This window comes from Thalassobacter sp. (assembly GCF_982993085.1).
Map to the genome: position 1 here is coordinate 1 of NZ_CEZFMW010000062.1, position 19,745 is coordinate 19,745.

14 protein-coding genes are annotated in these 19,745 nt (G+C 56.3%); 6 read left to right on the forward strand and 8 right to left on the reverse strand.

Annotated features, from left to right (window positions below; translation table 11 throughout):
- Positions 1-347: 347 nt before the first annotated feature.
- Complete coding sequence (locus tag AC4GMC_RS10860) at positions 348-1,724, reverse strand: M20/M25/M40 family metallo-hydrolase (protein WP_487877178.1); 1,377 nt, start codon at positions 1,722-1,724, stop codon at positions 348-350.
- A gap of 112 nt (positions 1,725-1,836) precedes the next feature.
- On the opposite strand from AC4GMC_RS10860, the gene AC4GMC_RS10865 reads away from it, so the two are divergent.
- From AC4GMC_RS10865 to ispG, 4 genes are all read left to right on the forward strand, one after another.
- Positions 1,837-2,412 carry a 5-aminolevulic acid synthase gene (locus AC4GMC_RS10865; RefSeq protein WP_487877177.1) on the forward strand — a complete coding sequence of 192 codons (576 nt, stop codon included), beginning with the start codon at positions 1,837-1,839 and terminating at the stop codon, positions 2,410-2,412.
- 120 nt (positions 2,413-2,532) lie between these two features.
- Positions 2,533-3,756, forward strand: coding sequence for a 5-aminolevulinate synthase (gene hemA / locus AC4GMC_RS10870; RefSeq protein WP_487877176.1), 1,224 nt, complete (start codon positions 2,533-2,535; stop codon positions 3,754-3,756).
- Positions 3,757-3,868: 112 nt separating this feature from the next.
- Positions 3,869-5,122 (forward strand): helix-turn-helix domain-containing protein, encoded by a 1,254-nt coding sequence (locus AC4GMC_RS10875; RefSeq protein ID WP_487877175.1) that lies wholly within the window; start codon positions 3,869-3,871, stop codon positions 5,120-5,122.
- Positions 5,123-5,230: 108 nt separating this feature from the next.
- Positions 5,231-6,352, forward strand: a complete 1,122-nt coding sequence (gene ispG / locus AC4GMC_RS10880) for a flavodoxin-dependent (E)-4-hydroxy-3-methylbut-2-enyl-diphosphate synthase (protein ID WP_487877174.1) — start codon at positions 5,231-5,233, stop codon at positions 6,350-6,352.
- 24 nt (positions 6,353-6,376) lie between these two features.
- Here the strand turns inward: ispG and AC4GMC_RS10885 are convergent, their stop codons facing one another.
- Positions 6,377-6,844, reverse strand: coding sequence for an Lrp/AsnC ligand binding domain-containing protein (locus AC4GMC_RS10885; RefSeq protein ID WP_487877173.1), 468 nt, complete (start codon positions 6,842-6,844; stop codon positions 6,377-6,379).
- Positions 6,845-6,978: 134 nt separating this feature from the next.
- Between AC4GMC_RS10885 and putA the strand changes: the two genes are divergently transcribed.
- Complete coding sequence (putA, locus tag AC4GMC_RS10890; RefSeq protein ID WP_487877172.1) at positions 6,979-10,284, forward strand: bifunctional proline dehydrogenase/L-glutamate gamma-semialdehyde dehydrogenase PutA; 3,306 nt, start codon at positions 6,979-6,981, stop codon at positions 10,282-10,284.
- A gap of 60 nt (positions 10,285-10,344) precedes the next feature.
- On the opposite strand, the gene AC4GMC_RS10895 is transcribed toward putA, so the two are convergent.
- The 6 genes from AC4GMC_RS10895 to miaA form a co-directional block, all read right to left on the reverse strand.
- Positions 10,345-12,432 (reverse strand): dipeptide ABC transporter ATP-binding protein, encoded by a 2,088-nt coding sequence (locus AC4GMC_RS10895; protein ID WP_487879009.1) that lies wholly within the window; start codon positions 12,430-12,432, stop codon positions 10,345-10,347.
- A gap of 16 nt (positions 12,433-12,448) precedes the next feature.
- Positions 12,449-13,900 (reverse strand): ABC transporter permease, encoded by a 1,452-nt coding sequence (locus tag AC4GMC_RS10900; protein ID WP_487878735.1) that lies wholly within the window; start codon positions 13,898-13,900, stop codon positions 12,449-12,451.
- A gap of 13 nt (positions 13,901-13,913) precedes the next feature.
- Positions 13,914-15,002, reverse strand: coding sequence for an ABC transporter permease (locus AC4GMC_RS10905; RefSeq protein WP_487879010.1), 1,089 nt, complete (start codon positions 15,000-15,002; stop codon positions 13,914-13,916).
- 110 nt (positions 15,003-15,112) lie between these two features.
- Positions 15,113-16,774 carry an ABC transporter substrate-binding protein gene (locus AC4GMC_RS10910; RefSeq protein ID WP_487880305.1) on the reverse strand — a complete coding sequence of 554 codons (1,662 nt, stop codon included), beginning with the start codon at positions 16,772-16,774 and terminating at the stop codon, positions 15,113-15,115.
- Positions 16,775-16,985: 211 nt separating this feature from the next.
- Positions 16,986-17,879 (reverse strand): helix-turn-helix transcriptional regulator, encoded by an 894-nt coding sequence (locus tag AC4GMC_RS10915; RefSeq protein ID WP_487878570.1) that lies wholly within the window; start codon positions 17,877-17,879, stop codon positions 16,986-16,988.
- A gap of 64 nt (positions 17,880-17,943) precedes the next feature.
- Positions 17,944-18,825, reverse strand: coding sequence for a tRNA (adenosine(37)-N6)-dimethylallyltransferase MiaA (gene miaA, locus AC4GMC_RS10920; protein WP_487878572.1), 882 nt, complete (start codon positions 18,823-18,825; stop codon positions 17,944-17,946).
- A gap of 102 nt (positions 18,826-18,927) precedes the next feature.
- On the opposite strand from miaA, the gene pyrH reads away from it, so the two are divergent.
- Positions 18,928-19,659: a UMP kinase gene (pyrH, locus tag AC4GMC_RS10925; protein WP_038003203.1), complete on the forward strand. Its 732-nt coding sequence runs from the start codon at positions 18,928-18,930 to the stop codon at positions 19,657-19,659.
- Positions 19,660-19,745 lie beyond the last annotated feature (86 nt).

Below are 19,745 nucleotides of genomic sequence, written 5' to 3' on the forward strand. Positions count from 1 at the left end.
GTGGTCATCTGCATGATGAGGGCTCTCCATGAACTGAGGAGGCCAGCACACCGGCACTTGCCCCCCATAAATCCCGTTATGGTCTGTGATTAGACGTGGTTTTGTCGCGGCGTTAGGGCCAAATTCAATAAGCGGATAAGGCCAGAAAGAAAGTTTGAAATATCGTTCAACGGACGATCCGCCCTCAATTCGTTGTTTTATTGATGTTTATATGGGCGGAACGTTATTTATTGGTGATAGCCGCCAACCCCGTAGTGAAATTTTTCTGAGACTCTTGGTCTCAAAAATCAATCAAAACGGAAATGATGACGACTCAATGATGTGCGCTTTCATGCTTATGCAAGCGCTTACATTTCGGTGATTTCATGAAGAATTCTGACCCAGCTGCGCGTGCCCTTGTAAAAGCTTTCTACGTCGTATTTCTCATTCGGAGAATGCAGCCCGTCATCAGCACGCGAAAAGCCAACAAGCAAGCTTTGCAGGTCGGGGATATCTTGGAAGTAGCCTGCAATTGGGATCGATCCGCCCGCACCAACAAAAGCCGCCGGATTGGGCCACTCTTTGCTCAGTCCACGGCGGGCTGCGTCAAACACGGGGTGATTGAGGTCCATGCTCGAGGCAGGAGACGCACCGTGCGATTTGAATTCGACCGAACAATCCTTTGGTAGTTGCGCCCGGACCCAATCACGGAATGCGATCCGAATGGCATCAGGGTCTTGGCCCGCAACCATGCGAAATGAGACCTTTGCCGATGCGATTGAGGGCAGCACTGTTTTGAAGCCATCGCCAGTGTAGCCGGATGTCATGCCGTTAATCTCGGCGGTAGGGCGGGACCAGATCATTTGCAGTGGCTTACGATCCTGTTCACCAGCTGGAACCGACAGGCCCACATCCCCCAAGAACGCCGTAGGATCAAAGCCAAGAGCGTCCCACTGCGCTTGCACATCCTCGGGAACCTCCGGGATGTTGTCATAAAAACCGGGGACTTGCACGGTGCCGTTATCATCATGCAGGTTTGACAAAATATCGACCAAAACACGAGCTGGGTTCATGGCGATGCCACCGTACATGCCAGAATGCAGGTCAAGTTTCGGCCCGGTGATCGTTAGCTCTTCGCCCAACAAACCACGTAGCATCGTAATAATCGCGGGCGTGTCGTGGCCATAAAGCCCGGTGTCGCAAATCACGGCGATGTCGGCCTGTAGTGCGTCTGCGTGTTCCTTCATGAACGGCACAAGTGAGGGTGAGCCGGACTCTTCCTCCCCCTCGAACAGCACGGTCAACTTGCACGGCAGCGCACCGGTTTCGGCCTTTATGGCGCGCAACGCCTCCAGAAAGGTCATCAACTGCCCCTTGTCGTCCGCCGCTCCGCGGCCGCGAATAACTTGGCCCTTTGCGGTGTCTTCAATTGCGGGGTCGAAGGGGTCCCGGTGCCATAGGTTAACCGGATCAACAGGTTGCACGTCGTAGTGGCCATAAAACAGCAGGTGCGGGCCGGGCCCATCACTGTGGCCAACGACCATCGGATGCCCCGGCGTGGTGTGCGCTTTTGCCGTGATGCCCAAATCCTCTAGCACACCAACAAGATGATCCGCCGCCGCCTGACAATCCTGGGCAAAGGCGGGATCGGTTGAGATCGAGGGAATGCGCAGCAGCGTCATCAGCCGCTCCAGAGCCGGCTCAAGGTCGGCATCAACGCGGGCAAGCGTGGCATCAAGGGTCATAATCAGGCTCCGGGATTTTTTTGCACAGTGCCAAGTGCGGATAAGGGTGTCCAGACTGGAACGTTTGGAGTTGGCAGGTTAGAAGCGCTTTAAATCGATGGGAGAGTGCGAGATGCACAACATGATTGCATTGGGCTTGGTGGGGGCTTTGACGTGGGGCGGGGCGATGCCCGCCATCGCCGCAAACGAACTGCCCGGTGCCAAAGACGCGTGGCGCATGTTGTTTGGCACACGTGGGGCTGTGGCTGAGGTGTCAACAACAATCCAGTTATCGCAAAGCGACCGGGATATCGTGCAAAGCATTGGGCCAACGCAACAATACTATGGTGCCATCGCATATTCGCCCGACGAAGGATTGCTGTCAGAGGCCACAGTTGCAGCTGCCAACCATCACAGTGTTGAGGTCGCGCGCGGATTGGCCTTGGCGGATTGTAATAGCAAACGTCGCGAGGGCGCAGCGGCCTGTGTAATTGCGGCGGATATCTTGCCAAAACGGTACCGGGCAGGACGCACGTTGCAGTTGAGCATGGGCGCTACGGCTGAATTTGATGCCAATTACCGCAAGGCAAAAGGGGCACGATCCTTCGCCATTTCAGCCCAAAGCGGCCTTTGGGGGTGGGGACCGGACGATGCGTCAGCTTTGCAGGCGTGTGACGCCGAGGATTGCAAAGTAGTGGTGCGGGACTAAGTCGCCGCAAAGAACACGATGCGCGACCTTTTGTAACCTCGTTGGAGGTCGGGCATAACTCTACTTATGCACGAAAGTTATGGTGCCTAGGGCAGGCGGCTAAGACACACGGAGAGCAGGATGAACTACGACAAAGCAGTCGACCAAGCGATCGAGACCCTGCACGCCGAAGGGCGCTACCGCACGTTCATCGATATTGAACGGCGTCGTGGGCAGTTTCCTCACGCGGTCTGGACGCGCCCCGACGGGTCTGAGCAGGACATCACCGTCTGGTGTGGCAATGACTATCTTGGCATGGGCCAACATCCCGCTGTTCTAGAGGCGATGAAAGAAGCGTTGGACGCGACCGGAGCGGGCTCGGGTGGCACGCGGAACATTTCTGGCACGACCGTTTATCACAACGCACTAGAGGCCGAGGTCGCCGATCTGCACGGCAAGGAAGCTGCTCTGTTGTTTACCTCTGCCTATATTGCGAACGATGCCACGTTGAGCACTTTGCCGAAATTACTGCCCGGTTTGATCATTTATTCCGACGCATTGAACCACGCGTCGATGATTGAGGGCGTCCGCCGTAATGGTGGGGCCAAACGGATCTTTAGGCATAACGATTTGGTACACTTGCGCGAATTGTTGGCCGCCGATGACCCGGCTTTACCAAAGTTGATCGCATTCGAGTCAATCTACTCCATGGATGGTGACTTTGGTCTCATAAAAGAAATTTGCGACATTGCAGATGAATTCAACGCGCTGACCTATATTGATGAGGTCCATGCCGTTGGAATGTACGGTCCACGCGGCGCGGGTGTCGCCGAACGTGATGGCTTGATGGACCGGATTGATATCATCAACGGGACACTAGCCAAGGCCTATGGCGTCATGGGGGGGTATATCGCCACAAGCGCGCGGATGGCCGATGCAGTGCGGTCCTATGCGCCCGGGTTTATCTTTACCACATCGCTGCCACCCGCGGTGGCCGCAGGTGCAGCGGCATCCGTTAAGGTGCTGAAGACAGAGCAAAAGCTGCGCGACATGCAGCAAGATCATGCGCGCATCTTGAAAATGCGCTTGCGCGGATTGGGTCTGCCGATCATCGATCATGGCAGTCACATTGTGCCTGTTCATGTGGGCGATCCGGTGAAATGCAAAATGATTTCCGACAGGCTTTTGTCTGATCACGGTGTCTATGTGCAGCCGATCAATTTCCCCACGGTGCCACGCGGCACCGAGAGGCTTCGGTTCACCCCATCGCCCGTGCACACGCCCGATATGATCGACGATTTGGTACATGCGATGGATAGCCTTTGGTCTCATTGTGCGCTGAATCGTGCCGAGATGACCGGCTAAATCAGAATAGGTGCATTGCGCCCATTAACCTGCTACGATGATTGGAAGACGTCAGGGGAATGATTCATTCCCACGGCGCGTATCGAGTAGGCAAAAACGGTGAGGCGTCGCGGTGTTCGGCCGATATTTCGACTCTAGCACGACCGAAGAGACGGTGCCGCAACGCGGCTTTGACAGCTTTGAGCTGCGTCTTGGGGATGTCATGCGCGGGGAACGCGCCACGCTCGGTAAATCCTTGCTCGAAGTGCAGCGTGATCTGCGGATCAAAGCCACCTACATTGCGGCGATTGAAGACTGCGATACATCTGCATTCGAGACTCCCGGCTTTATTGCGGGCTACGTCCGGTCCTATGCACGTTATCTCGGCATGGAGCCCGAAGAAACCTTCGCGCGTTTCTGCGTTGAGAGCGGATTTGAGGGCATACACGGTGCCGCATCCCAGCTGAACGGTGAAAAACGGGCAAAGCCGGCAGTGAATGCACCGGTCACTGGCAATTCGGCCGACGTCATGGCGCGTGCCAATCGTCCGTTTGTGCAACACTCTGGCCCCGCATTTGGCAGCGTTGATCCCGGTGCCTTGGGATCGGTCGCGGTATTGACGCTTTTGATGGCGGGCATTGGCTTTGGCGGCTGGTCCGTGTTTCAGGAAATTCAGCGTGTTCAAGTCGCACCGGTTGAGCAAGCCCCTGATGTTATTGCACAACTGGTTGACCCATTGGCCGGTGCGATTGCGACGGTTGCCCCCATTGCGGCTGTGGGGCGCCAAGCGCCATCGGTTGAGGCGCTTGATCGTCTTTACCGGCCCGACCCATTGGATGTGCCTGTTTTGGTTGCCCGTGACGCGCCGATTTCAACTATTCGACCCGGTGCGATTGGGGCATTAGCGGGGCCCGATGCGCCAGATCTTATTACGCGCTCGGCAACACCAACGCTCGGTGCTCAAATCGCTTCTGTATCTGTGCCGATGTTCGTCGAAGAGCCGGAACCTCAGATGCCCCAAGTTACTGAAAAGCCACAAGATGAAGTGGTTCTTTTTGCGGTGCGCCCGGCTTGGGTTCGTGTGTCGGCTGGTGATGGCTCTGTTCTTTTTGAGCAAATTCTCAACGCCGGAGATAGCTATACGATCCCGCGCGATGAACTGACTTCGTCACTTCATGCGGGCAACAGTGGCTCGGTGTATTTTCGCCTCAACGGCGAGACTTACGGCCCCGTCGGGCAGGGGACCTCTGTGTCGCGCGGCATAGAGCTTGCGCCGACTAGTGTCGTTGCGAGTTACTCGGTCGCCGATCCTGAGGCGGATCGCGATTTGGCTACGGTTGTGGCTGCATTGATCGTGCCGACTGCGGATATTGTGCCGACTGAATAATGCACCTTTATCGCGACTTGCCCTGAATAAATCGTTAGGGCGCATTGTCAGGCGAAGTTGACAGGTTTACATTCCCAACAATTCAGAATGCCAAGAAGGTTCCGCGCCATGTCACTTCATTCCATTCGCCCTTGGCGTCAGATTGACCGGCGCAAAAGCCGGCAGATCATGGTTGGATCCGTACCGGTAGGGGGTGATGCCCCGATTACCGTACAAACCATGACTAATACGTTAACGACCGATGCCTCAGCGACGATCAAGCAAGTCTTGGCCTGTGCGGACGCTGGCGCAGACATTGTGCGGGTGTCGGTTCCTGATCAGGCCAGCTCTAAGGCGCTGAAGGAAATCGTCGCGGAAAGTCCGGTGCCAATCGTGGCGGACATTCACTTTCACTACAAACGTGGGATTGAGGCTGCCGAAGCCGGGGCTGCGTGTTTGCGGATTAACCCCGGGAATATCGGCGACTCTACACGCGTAAAAGAAGTCATCAAGGCTGCGCGCGACCACAATTGCTCTATACGGATTGGGGTTAACGCAGGTTCGCTTGAGAAGCATCTACTTGAAAAATATGGTGAACCTTGCCCGGATGCTATGATTGAAAGCGGGTTGGATCACATCCGTATCCTGCAAGACAACGACTTTCATGAGTTCAAGATCAGCTGCAAAGCTTCGGATGTGTTTATGGCCGCCGCGGCCTATCAGGGCCTTGCGGAAGCGACTGACGCACCGATTCACCTCGGCATCACTGAGGCTGGTGGCCTGACGTCCGGGACAATCAAATCGGCCATTGGCCTCGGCAATTTGCTCTGGATGGGCATTGGCGACACGATCCGTGTCTCTCTGTCCGCTGATCCAGTCGAAGAGGTTAAGGTTGGTTACGAAATCCTAAAGTCTCTCGGGCTGCGCCACCGTGGCGTTAACATCATTTCCTGCCCATCCTGCGCTCGGCAGGGGTTTGACGTGATCAAAACCGTTGAGACGCTCGAAGATCGGCTGGCCCATATCAAAACGCCAATGTCACTTTCGATTATCGGCTGCGTGGTGAATGGCCCAGGCGAGGCCCTGATGACTGACGTTGGGTTTACCGGTGGGGGCAACGGGTCCGGCATGGTGTATCTGGCTGGCGCCCAAAGTCACAAGCTCGACAACGCACAAATGGTGGATCACATCGTTGAACAGGTCGAGAAAAAGGCCGCGGAAATTGATGCTACAGCAAACGCTGCGGAATAAATTTCGACCTGTATCTGGTTGGTTTTAATCGTAAAATCTATCTTCCTTAACACTCTCCATGCTCACATGTGTGGATGAATGCGCCACATGTGGCAAAGTGCTTAGCGTTTCTCCAAGAAACGTCCGGTAGGCTACAATATCGGTCGTCCTGACTTTTAGCATGTAGTCAAAGTTGCCAGCGATCATGTGACACTGCTCAATCTCAGGGTGCTTTTGTACCGCTCGATTGAATTCATCAAGGGCACGCGCGCGCGTATCCTTTAGTTGGATTTCAACGAAGGCCACATGCGCCTGTCCAAGCTTGATAGGGTCAAGGATTGCACGGTAGCCGCGGATCACACCCAATTTTTCGAGCCGTTTTAACCTTGCCTGACAGGGCGTTTTTGATAGCCCGATCCTCTCTGATAAATCCTTAAGCGTGATGCGCCCGTCCTCAGTGACTGCTCTAAGAATGGCATGATCGAAGGTGTCCAAAGACGATAAGAGGTTCATGACGTCGCTTTCATTCGCAAATATACCAAATCTTCACATAAATTCAGGAAGTATGATGGTTAACGTGTGGATATTAGGGAAAAGTCGCTTTGTGAAGAGTTCTATTCTGGCCATGAAACTGGGAGGCCTCCATTATGAGCGACACAAACACAATCCGCCAAATAATCCGTGCAAAGACATATGCGTCTGAGGCAGAGGTACTTGATCACCTTGCTGTTTTCCTCCCTGATGCTACTGCACGTGCCCAAATTGAGGAGGTTGCCACCTCATTTGTTGACCACCTTCGCAAGGATGCTCGCCCCGCACTGATGGAAGTGTTTCTGGCTGAATACAGCCTTAATACGGAGGAAGGTGTTGCGTTGATGTGCCTCGCGGAGGCCCTGTTGCGCGTACCTGACGCCGACACCATGGACACGCTTATTGAGGACAAAATCGCCCCCTCCGATTGGGGAAAACACTTAGGTGCTGCGCATTCTCCCTTGGTGAACGCCTCGACTTGGGCGCTGTTCTTGACAGGCAAGGTGTTGGATACCGACCGGTCTGTTGCGCATGTGTTACGTAATGCAATCAAGCGGATGGGAGAGCCGGTTATTCGCAAAGCTGTGCGCAGCGCGATGAAAGAGATGGGTCGCCAGTTTGTATTGGGCGAGACGATTCAATCAGCCATGGCGCGCGCCAAGGCCCGCGAAGACCGCGGCGATAGCTACAGCTATGACATGCTGGGTGAAGCGGCGCGCACAGATGCCGATGCCCGTCGCTATATGGCAGCCTACGCTAGCGCTATTGATGCAATGGCAGCCATCAAAGGCGGCGATATCCGCACACGGCCCGGTATCTCGATCAAACTATCTGCGCTGTTTGAGCGATACGAGCCGTTGCACCGTGACCGTGTGATGGAGGTCTTGGTCCCCCGCGTGAAAGCGCTTGCACAACAGGCTGCAAGCGCCAACATCGGCCTCAATATCGATGCCGAAGAGGCAGATCGTCTGGATCTGTCGTTAGATGTGATTGAGGCTGTCTTGGCCGCGCCCGAGTCGGCTGGATGGGACGGATTTGGCGTCGTTGTTCAGGCCTACGGCAAGCGCGCCTCGGCTGTGATTGACTGGTTGTCAAAGCTTGCGCAAACACACGATCGGCGGATCATGGTTCGTTTGGTCAAGGGCGCCTATTGGGATACAGAGATCAAACAGGCGCAGACCCTAGGCCTAGCTTCGTACCCCGTTTTCACACGCAAAGCCGCGACGGATGCCAGTTATATCGCCTGCGCCCATCAATTGGCGGGGATGGTTGATCACATATACCCGCAGTTTGCGACCCATAATGCCCATACGGTAGCGGCTATCATTAACATGAGTATCGACCCGCAAGCCTATGAGTTTCAGCGACTTCACGGGATGGGAGAGGCGCTTCACGATCATCTTCGCGCGTCCTATGGCACGAAAACCCGCATCTATGCACCCGTCGGTGCGCATCGTGATTTGCTTGCCTATCTTGTGAGGCGGCTGTTGGAAAATGGCGCGAATTCTTCATTTGTGAACCAGATCGTTGATGAATCCCGCCCAGTTTCTGATGTGGTCTCCGATCCGATTGCGGTTCTCGATACACAGCAAAGTAAGCTTGTTGAGCCACGGGAAATTTTCGCGCCGCGTGTGAACTCTGATGGGTTTGATTGGGCCGATCCTGATATCCGCTTGGACCTTAAAACCGCACTCGCGGACATTGCGGGCAAGTCTTGGCAGTCTACTCAAGCCGTTGGAAGTATACCAAAAACGGTGGTGAGCCCAGGGCGTGACGACATAGTGGGAACTGCACGATGGGCCACATCGGAAGAGGCTGCACAAGCGATCACAGAGGCTAGGGCTTGGACGGTAACCCCTGACAACCGGCGGGCAGTGTTGCTGCGGGCTGCAGATTTGTATGAGGCAGAGCGGGTGAACCTGATCTCTTTGCTTATGCGCGAGGCAGGAAAGACGCTCATCGATTGCATTAACGAAATTCGAGAAGCCGTTGATTTTCTGAGATACTATGCTGATTTTGCAGATCAAACGCCCAGTGTGGGAATTGTAACATGTATCTCACCTTGGAATTTTCCCCTGGCGATTTTTACAGGTCAGATCGCAGCCGCTTTGGCCGCAGGCAATGGGGTCCTCGCCAAACCGGCGGAACAGACTTCTTTGATCGCGGACTACGCTGTATCGCTATTGATTGACGCAGGTGTGCCACCGGAATGCTTGCGATTGGTTGCGGGCGAAGGCACAATTGTTGGGCCCATTTTGACCGGCACTGCCAGCATCAATGCTGTCGCTTTCACCGGCTCAACTGCCACGGCCCAACGGATTAACCGGACCATGGCCGCAGCACTTAGCCACGGTACACCGTTAATCGCGGAAACCGGGGGCCAGAACGCCATGATCGTGGACAGTACCGCGCTGTTGGAACAGGCCGTGCGCGATATCGTGGCAAGCGCGTTCCAATCAGCGGGGCAACGATGCTCCGCGCTGCGGATGCTCTACGTCCAAGAAGACATCGCACCCGCTTTGATCGAAATGCTTACCGGGGCGATGGATGCATTAATCGTGGGGGACGCGACAGACTTTGCGACAGACGTTGGCCCAATCATCGACGCAACAGCCAAAGCCCGGATCGATGCGCACATCGCCAACAGCACCATCATGCATCAGGGGCCAAAAGGTGGATCGCAGCATGTGGCCCCAACGCTTTTGCGGGTAAATGGTATCAATGACTTAGCGGATGAAGTGTTTGGGCCAGTCTGTCATATTGCGACGTTCGCGGCAGGTCAGTTGCCTCAGGTGATCGCGGATATCAACGCATCTGGTTACGGGCTGACGTTTGGTCTGCATAGTCGTATCGATAGCCGCGTAGAGGAGGTCAGCCAGCAGGTGCACGCCGGCAATATTTACGTCAACCGAAACCAAATTGGTGCTGTTGTCGGCAGTCAGCCCTTCGGTGGACATGGGCTAAGTGGGACGGGACCAAAGGCCGGGGGACCGCGCTATGTCGCCCGCTTTCATCGCGGCCCGGTTCTGTCGGTCCCGAAGGGAAAAATTAGCTTGCCGGGGCCAACTGGTGAATCGAACCGTTACCACTTGATACCGCGGGGTCGAATTGGATGCTTTGGCCCGACGCCTGAGGACTTGGTGGCTCAGATGAAACAGGTGCGTGCCACCGGCGCTATAGCGGTGGATTGCAGCACCGCTGATTTGACATCATTGGCTATGCTCAATCTAGAAGGCGCGGTTTATTGGGGTGAAGATGGGCGAGGCATCGCAGTCGCTCTGGCCAAGCTGGAGGGGCCAATTACCCCCTTATGGACGGATAAGACCTTCCAAAACTGGCTTTGGCTGGAGCAAGTGATCAGTGTAGATACGACGGCTTCGGGCGGGAATGCCTCGCTCTTGGCCAGTATGGATGAGGTTTAACGCCATCCGATAATTAACTGAAAAGGGGCCAATTTTTTGCTTGGCCCCTTTGAAATTAGCTTATTCTGCAGCGATCTTAATGACCGGCTCCATCCGCGCAAGGATGTCATCGGCCAAGTGGCATTTGACCTGATGCCCATCGCCCAACTGGCGTACCGGCGGCACCTCTTTGTCGCACAGACCGTTTGGTACCTGATCCTTCCACCGACAGCGGGTTTGGAACGGGCACCCACTGGGTGGGTTCATTGCCGATGGGATATCGCCCTCAAGCACGATGTGCTTTTTCTCAACCGAGGTGTCGGCAATCGGAACCGCTGACAAAAGCGCCTCGGTGTAAGGGTGATAGGGTGGACTAAAGACCTGATCGGTAGTGCCCAACTCAACCACGTGGCCGAGATACATCACCATTACCCGATCGCTCAGATACCGCACGATTGACAGATCGTGGGAGATAAACAGGAGCGTCGTCTTGTTCTCGCGCTGGATTTCCATCAGCAGATCAGTGACAGCAGCCTGCACGGACACATCAAGCGCCGAGACAGGTTCATCCGCCACAACGATACGTGCATCGCCCGCAAAGGCCCGGGCAATACCGACACGCTGTTTTTGGCCACCAGACAATTGGCGCGGCATCCGGTCGGCAAAGGCACGGGGCAGTTTGACCAAATCCAGCAACTTGAGCATCCGGTCATGCCGCTCTTCGTCGTTGTCACCGATGTCGAAAATCTCAAGCGCCCGAATAATCTGCCGACCCACTGTCATTGACGGGTTCAACGTATCAAACGGATTCTGAAAGACCATCTGTACATCGGCAATCGTCTTGGTGTCCCGCTTGTCGATGGGCGTGTCTTGGATAGGCAGGTTACCGAGGGTGATCTTGCCCTCTGTCGCCGTCTCAAGGCCCATCAGAACCTTAGCAAAGGTGGATTTACCGCAGCCAGATTCACCCACAATGGCCAGTGTCTCGGATTCGCGCGCCTCAAAGCTGAGCGTCTCGTTTGCCTTGACCACTTTCTTTTCGCCGCCACCAAACAGCGCGTTTGCTGCGACCTCATAGTATTTCTTGAGGTCTTCCATCTTGAGCACGACATCACCGACCGGGGCCTTTTCCTTAGCCTCTGCCACGGTGATCGGCGCGTTCCAGTCGATCTCCTCAAACTTGAGGCACCGGGACTCATGACGGTCATTGCCATCAACCGGAGCCATCTTGATGTCTGTGGCGTCGCAACGCCCGGCCTCAAAATAATCGCAGCGCGGGCCAAAGTTACAGCCCGGTGGACGTTCATGGGGCAGGGGGAAGTTGCCCGGAATAGCCACCAAAGGCCGCGCGTTTTTGTCCGCACCCGGCAGTGGGATCGAACGGAACAGCGCCTGCGTGTAGGGGTGCTTCATGTCATCGAACACATCCGCGATCGAGCCACGCTCTACCGCTTCGCCCGAATACATCACACATAGTCGGTCACAGGTTTCGAGGACCAGCCCAAGGTTGTGCGAGATGAACAGCATGGATGTGCCGTACTTACGCCCAAGGTCCCGAACCAGTTCTACGATTGCGGCCTCAACGGTCACGTCAAGCGCAGTCGTCGGTTCATCAAGGATCAGAAGTGATGGTTTGGACATCAGCGCCATCGCAATCACGATCCGCTGTTGCTGGCCGCCGGACAATTGGTGCGGAAAGGATTTCAGCATCCGTTCCGGATCCGGCAACTTGACGTCTGTCACCACCTCTAGGGCGCGTTTGTAGGCCTCGGCCTCCGACACGCCCTCGTGGATCATCGGCACCTCCATGAGCTGCTTGCCGATCCGCATCGCGGGGTTCAACGACGCCATGGGCTCTTGGTAGATCATGGCGATTTCGTTGCCGCGAATATCGCGCAGCTCTTCCATCGACATCTCGCCAAGGTCTTGCCCCTTGAACTTGATCGAACCGCCAACAATGCGGCCGTTCTTGCCGAGGTCCTGCATGACGCCCAGGGCCACTGTGGATTTACCGCAACCGGATTCGCCCACGAGGCCCACGGCCTCACCGGGTTGCACTGTCACAGAGAAATCCATCACCGCAGGAATTTCCCGCAGCCGTGTGAAGAACGAAATCGACAGGCGATCAATTTCGAGGATGGGACCGTCGTAATCGGGTGTCTTACTCATGTCATTGTTCTCCGGATCAGTCTTTCAGGCTCTCTTCGCGCAGGCCGTCAGCCAACAAGTTCAGCCCTAGAACAAGGCTTAACAAAGCGAAGGAGGGCGGAAGCGCAGGGTGGGGGTAGATCGACAAAAGCTTGCGGCCTTCGTTAATCGTGGATCCCCAGTCTGGGCTTTCCGGTGGCAGACCAAGGCCAAAGAAGCCCAAGGTCCCGAGAAGGATGGTGGTGTAGCCAATACGCAGACAGAAATCTACGATCAGCGGACCGCGTGCATTGGGCAGGATTTCCCAAAGCATGATATACCAAGACCCTTCGCCACGGGTTTGTGCGGCGGCGACATAGTCACGAGTTTTGATATCAAGCGTCAGGCCCCGAACGATCCGGAACACGGTGGGTGAGTTCACAAACACCACCGAGACGAACACCACGAGGATACCGCCGGGCACGTTGAATGCGTCCAAGCTGGCGGGAATAAACGACACAGGCGTCGAGCTGTCAGAGACGAGCCACACGTACAACAGGACCATCGGTGTGAGAGCCACGGCCATGTAAAGGTTGCGCTTGGGCGGCTGCGTATAAAAGCGTGAGTTGATCAACACGCCGGTAAAGATGATCGGCGCGAGGAACAGGAACATCGCCATGAACGACGGCAGGCCGGTTTCTACGATCTCTGGTGTGACCAAAAGGTAGAAGAGCAAAATCACTGGAAACGCGAGGATAAGGTTGGCGAGGAACGACAAAACCGTATCCAGCAGGCCACCGCGGTAGCCGGCGGGCAGACCAAGTGTGATGCCTACCATAAACGCAAACAACGTGGCCAGCGGAGCGATCTGCATCACCACGGTTGATCCTGCGATCATCCGCGAAAACACGTCGCGCGATAGGTTATCACCACCCAAAAGGTAGAACGGGAAGTCACCGTCTTCGGCGCCGCGGAAGGGCGTTCCGGGGACTTTGTTCTTCATGCCCGAGGCAACTTCGAGCGGCTCATGCGTGATGATCCAACCGAACAGCCCGTAAAACAGCGCCGTATAGGCCCAGAACATCACAAGGCCAAACCCGATCATGCCGACCGTGCTGTCGAACAGTTTGCCATAAAGACCAAGGCGGCGTTTGTAGACCAACGACAGAACGAACGTGGCAACCAGCGCGCCCCATACAGGCACAAACTGCCGGATGATGCCGCCAAATATGCCGCCGTTTGTATGGCCCGTGATGATGCCGCCAGCGATGTAGCCGACCAGCGTCAGCACCAGTGCCGCGAAGGACCATTTGATGATCGCTTTCAATAGACCGTTGAAGCCGCCTGTGGCCACTGCGGTGCCATCGGCGTTAAAACTGATGCGTTCCTCTGGTTGGAAAAACGCCAGCAGCGATTGCAGCAAAACGCCCGCTACGAGCACCGCTAGGCTCACGCCCAGTGCGGGGTTCAGGACCGTGCCAAGGCTGCCTGTCCAGGTTAATTGTTCCATGTCTCAGGCCTCCTTAAGAAATGCGAATGCGCGGGTTGAGGAAAACGTAGCCGATGTCAGAAATCAGCTGGGTGAACAGCACCACAAAGACCGAAACAACCGAAACACCGAGCAGCAGCTCAATGTCGTTGTTGCCTGCGGCTTGGACCAGCGTCCAACCGAAGCCTTTATAGTTAAACAGGGTCTCAACGATCACCACACCGTTCAAGAGCCACGGGAACTGCAGCATAATGACGGTGAAGGGGGCGATGAGCGCGTTGCGCAGGGCGTGTTTAAGGACGATGGTTTTGAATGCCACGCCTTTGAGCCGCGCGGTCCGCACGTATTGCGCGGTCATGACCTCTGTCATCGAGGCACGTGTCATCCGGGCGATGTAGCCCATCCCGTAAAGCGCGATTGTGATCACAGGCAGGAAGAAGTTCCAGAAGTTGGCGTCTTCCATCGCGCTGGTCGCGGTGCCTTTGAACAGGGTCCGACCCTCGATCCAACCGGCATCCCGCAAGAATTCGTTCAGCGGAGAGGCCGAGGCTGCCAGCACCGCAATAAAGATCACGCCGGACACATATTCAGGGGTCGCGGTTGTCGTGATCGAAAATGTCGACAGCGTCCGGTCGGTGCGGGAGCCTTCGTTCATGCCCGCAAGCACGCCCACGATCAGCGCGCCGGGAACCATGACGATCATGACCCAGAACATCAGTTTGCCCGTTAGCCCAAGGTTTTGGCCCACGATTTGGCCCACGTTTTCCTTGAACACCGATGAAAAGCCCCAATGCCCCTGAAACACGCCGCAATAGGTGGCAGCATCCTCGGGGTTTTCCATTCCGGGGGTAATGCAACGCCCGCGCAAGTTGCCGTCAGAATCTTGATGGGTCCATCCTGGGGCGACGCCCAGCCAGCGACCGTATTTGACCAACATCGGATCAAGGTGTCCGTTGCTGCCCAACCAACTGTCGACTTGCTCGTCTGACATCCGGAAGTTGCCCTCGGTTTTGGCGAGCTTCTCAAGGTTGGGATAAAGGTTGGTCAGTGTGAAGACGATGAACGTAAGGCAAAGCGCCGTCAGTATCATCACCCCCAAACGTCTGAGGATGAACAGTCCCATATAGGTTCCCTATTTCTGTCTGGACCATGTGCCGTGACCGGCATCTCATTGGCCTGAATGGTGAAACCGCGCCCGGATTAAGGGCGCGGTTTGCTTTGGCTGAAGGGCTATTAGGCCGCAACACCCCATTTGTAGATCTGTGGCAGGTACGCGATGTGCATATCTGTGCCCACAAAACCGGGTACCGTGTGGCGATACAAAGCGCGCCAGTAAGGCTGGATCGTCACGCCTTCGTCGATCACGATGGCCTGGATCTTTGACATCACTTCACGACGCTTGCCAGCATCTGCGATCGAGTTGGCTTCGGACAGAAGCGCGTCGAACTCAGGGTTGGACCAAGCGAATTCGTTCCATGCAACGCCGGACCGGTAGGCCAGACCCAGAACCTGTGTGCCCAGAGGGCGGTGGTTCCAGTTGGTCGACGAGAACGCGTATTTGGTCCAGTCGTTCCAGAATGTGGAACCGGGCAGAATGGTCCGCTTGACCTTGAAGCCCGCGTCGCGCAGCTGAGCGGCTACAGCATCGGTTGTGTTCCGGCGCCAGTCATCATCGATCGAGTGGATCTCAAACTCATAGTCCTCACGACCCGAAGCTTTCAGCAGCTCATTGGCTTTGGCGGGATCGAACGGGATACGGCCTACGGACGCATCATGCTCGGGGTGCACTGGGCCAACGTGGCAGTTGTCGGCCGGAACACCGCGCCCGGCATTGCCAAGCTCGTTACATACGGCATTGTCGACAGCCATGGCGATTGCCTGACGCAGACCTTTGTCGGCGTAGATTTTCGCACCGTTTTCGTCTTCTGCCAGCTGGTTAGGACGCACAACAATTGTGGAACCCGTAGCTACTTCGGACTTTTCCCAGCCGAGTGCGTCGAAGATATCGACGAAGTCGCCGATGTTTTCGTACAGCGTGTCGACTTCTTCGGCTTCAGCAGCAGCCACCCAAGCAGCGGGGTCTGTGCCGTAGTCGATGTACTCGATGGTGTCGAGATATGCGCCTTTGCCGGCAGCGTAGCCCCACCAGTCGTGATCTTCGTTGCGCACGAGAACCGATTTAACACCAACCGAATGCTCGGTGTTGAGGTATGGGCCGGTACCGATTTGCTGGCCCAGAATGTTGTCTGGGTCCTGATCGGGGTGGATCACGGCGGCGGGGTAGTCCGCGATGCCGGGGATCACAGTGATGTCGGGCTGGATCAAGTTCAGGCGCAGAGTGTGTGTGTCGACAACTTCGATGGCGCCTTCAGCGGCCAAGTTGGTTTCTGGGTCAACGATGGATGTCACACGTGCAGCCATGGAGTTGCCTTCGGCGTCAGCCTCGGCCCAGCGGCGGAAGTTGTGCGCGACGTGCTCAGCGGTGAAGTCGTCACCATTGTTCCACTTGACGCCCTTACGCACGTTAAGCGTGTAAACTGTGGCGTCGTCGTTCACCTCCCAGCTTTCGAGCAGCATGCCTTCGAAGGTACCGTCGGAGTTATACTCCACGAGGTACTCAAGCCAGCCTGCTGTGACGTGGGCCATTTGGGTCCAGTCAAACGTGCGCGGGTCCTTCAGGGCGCGGACTTCCATCTGCATCCGGATTTTGCCGCCCTGTTGGGCGTGGCCTGCGGCTGCCGCAGGTGTCGCACCGATCAAAGAGTAGGCAGCGGCTGCGCTCACACCAAGGGCGGTGGTCCGGACCAGAAATTCACGGCGATCGAGCAAGCCTTGCTTGAACTCACGCGCATACATTTCCGCTGCGGGGTGCAGCTGTGTTGTGGGTTGCGTCATTATAGTCTCCCTGTGACACATTATTTTTATTCACGAAGCGGACGACTTTCTTTTTCGCGGCATTGATAGTCTGTTTCCGTGTGACCGGAACCCTCGCCGCAGACCGTCCTCATCGATCCCGGGCATTGCGCCCTAAAACAACCCAAAGGTCAACGGCCTGTGCCAAAAAGATAGGTCAAAAAACGACTTTCGACTATCAAAAAAACGACATTTAGGTCATTGACGACATGCGGCGGTCGTTTTGAGCCACGTGCATTTTGAGTGACGCAACGTCAGATTGATGCGCCGCGGGACGATTGCGATTTCGGAACTTTCCCGGGGTTTCCCCTGCGTGATGCAAAAATGCGCGAGAGAAATACGCAGGGCTAGAAAACCCTAAATCTCGCGCAATCTCAGCCGCAGAATTAGGCGTGTCGATCAGCTCGCAGCGGGCCGCATGCATCAAGCGGTCCCCAAGATATCGTGCAGCCGTTATTCCGCAGGTTGATTTGACGGTTCGGGTCAAATGTGTGGGCGTCACAGCGAGCATATCGCCGATGTCATTGAGTGTGGCGCCAGTGGCGTAGCACTGCTCAACCTCTTGGGTGAAGCGCGATGATAGTTTTTGCGACGCCGACTGGGGCGACTGTATAGTGTCAGGTCCCGATAGCCGCTCTAACATAGAGGACACCAACATTAACCTGGCCAGCGCGGCACGCTCCGAACCCGGTTCGCCGCTCGCTTGTCCCGTTGCGATGCGATCCAAAAGGCCGGACATCTCACCTTGCGTGCTAAGGTCATGGACGCGGATCAAATGGATACCCTCCGGCATCGGCAAAAGAGGCGAAGACGGGAGTTGCACAAATGTAGCTTGGGTTTGTGCGCCCGGTTCAATCGCAAAGGCGGTTTGGGCGGGCAGGGTGACACACACATTGGGGCCGATCCCGATGGCGCGTCCCTCTAGGATTAACCGGGCATTGCCGCGCACAAACCACAACAGACTTGGGCGCGGAACGGAATGGGGCAGGGTGTGCCGCCAGATTTGCAGCCGCGTGAGCCCCGAGATTGGGGTCAACGAAAGCGCGTCCATCGCCGGTATCTGGGTTTTAAGATGTTCGATATCCATGATTATGCCCCCTACGAGCGGGAAGCCTTTCACGACGGTCCGGCAAAGTCAAAACCGACAACGCTTAGCGTAAATCAGCCGCAACAACTGGCGTCCAATCGCCCATGCGTGCGCGAAACCATGTGCGTTGTCGTTTTGCGTATTGGACCGTGGATAGGCACGCGGCGGTGCGGGCCTCATCCATCGTCATTGTCCCTTGTAGATGGGCAATCAATTCTGGCGCGCCAATGGCCTTGGCCGCCCCGAGTTTTGGGTCCCATTTGGGCAACACGGCGCGTGCTTCGTCCAACGCGCCGCCTTCCAGCATCAGGTCAAACCGCTGCGTGATCCGAGGCGAAAGCCAATCTTTGGGCGCATCCAAAACAAACGCCGCACATTCTGCGCGGTTCAGCAGCGGGGGTGGGGTTTCGTCCTGCCACTGGTGCAGGGGTCGGCCTGTGGTCATCTCAACCTCCCACGCGCGGCTGACGCGCATTGGATTGTTTTGGTCGATCCGCGCAAGGGTGTCGGGATGGATGTCGGGTAGTAGCGCGCTGATCCCGCCATCAGTCAGGCGCTCCGTCACGCGCGCACGAACCTCAGGTGGCGTCAGTGGAATGTCTGCTAACCCCTCCAGCAGCGCCCGGAAATAAAGCCCGGTGCCGCCAACGATAATGGGGCGTGTGTTCGCCAAAAGGGGCGCAAGCGCGCGCAGCCAATCGCCCACAGAAAAGGCATCCGCAAAACTGATGTGGCCGTACAATGCATGGGGCGCGCGGGCACATTCCTGCGCACTGGGGCGTGCAGTCAAAACGCGCCAATCGCGGTATACCTGCAACGCGTCGGCATTAATGACCGTGCCGCCCTGACGCTCCGCTATTTCCAAAGCCAACGCAGATTTTCCGCTGGCGGTGGGACCCGCGATCAATACCGGTTGATCCGGCAGAATTTTGTCGATGAATTTCAAAGCTCTGCGCCTAGGTGGCTTGAGGGGCCCAATTGCCCGTTGCACGCCGCGGGTATTTGCATCATTTTGCCGCTGTTTGCAAATATCCCAAAGGCGGCCCCTATGACGACCTCTTCCACCGTCCCTCCGGCGTACACACGCGTCATGCTCAAGATTTCCGGGGAGGCGTTGATGGGAGACCAAGGGTTTGGTCTGCATCCGCCCACCGTGCAACGCGTCGCCGCAGAGGTAAAGCGCGTGCATGACCTCGGTGTTGAGATTTGCATGGTTATCGGCGGCGGCAATATCTTTCGTGGGCTGTCGGGCAGTGCCCAAGGCATGGAGCGGACGACCGCGGACTACATGGGTATGCTGGCCACGGTGATGAACGCGCTTGCAATGCAATCGGCGCTCGAGGAACTGGACATCCACACGCGCGTGATCTCTGCTATTACGATGAACGAAGTGGCAGAACCCTACATTCGCCGCCGGGCCGTCCGCCACCTAGAGAAAAAGCGCGTTTGCATTTTTGCGGCGGGCACCGGCAACCCCTATTTCACCACCGACACGGCTGCGACCTTGCGCGCTAACGAGATGGCCTGCCAAGCGATCTTCAAGGGCACCAAAGTGGACGGCGTGTACGACAAAGATCCGGTCAAACACGATGATGCGGTGCGTTATGACTATGTGTCTTATGATGAAGTGTTGGCCAAACATCTCAACGTGATGGACGCATCGGCTATTGCGCTAGCACGAGATAACCACCTGCCGATCATTGTGTTTTCACTGGATGAGCCGGGCGGGTTTCAAGGTATTCTTGCAGGCGAGGGGACCTATACCCTTGTGAAGGACTAGGTGCCGTTGTGCGCCCTATGAGGCTTGCGCAGGTTCGTCGTCACCGGCGTCGAGTTGCTGCATGACAAAGGCGCGCCGCTGTTTGA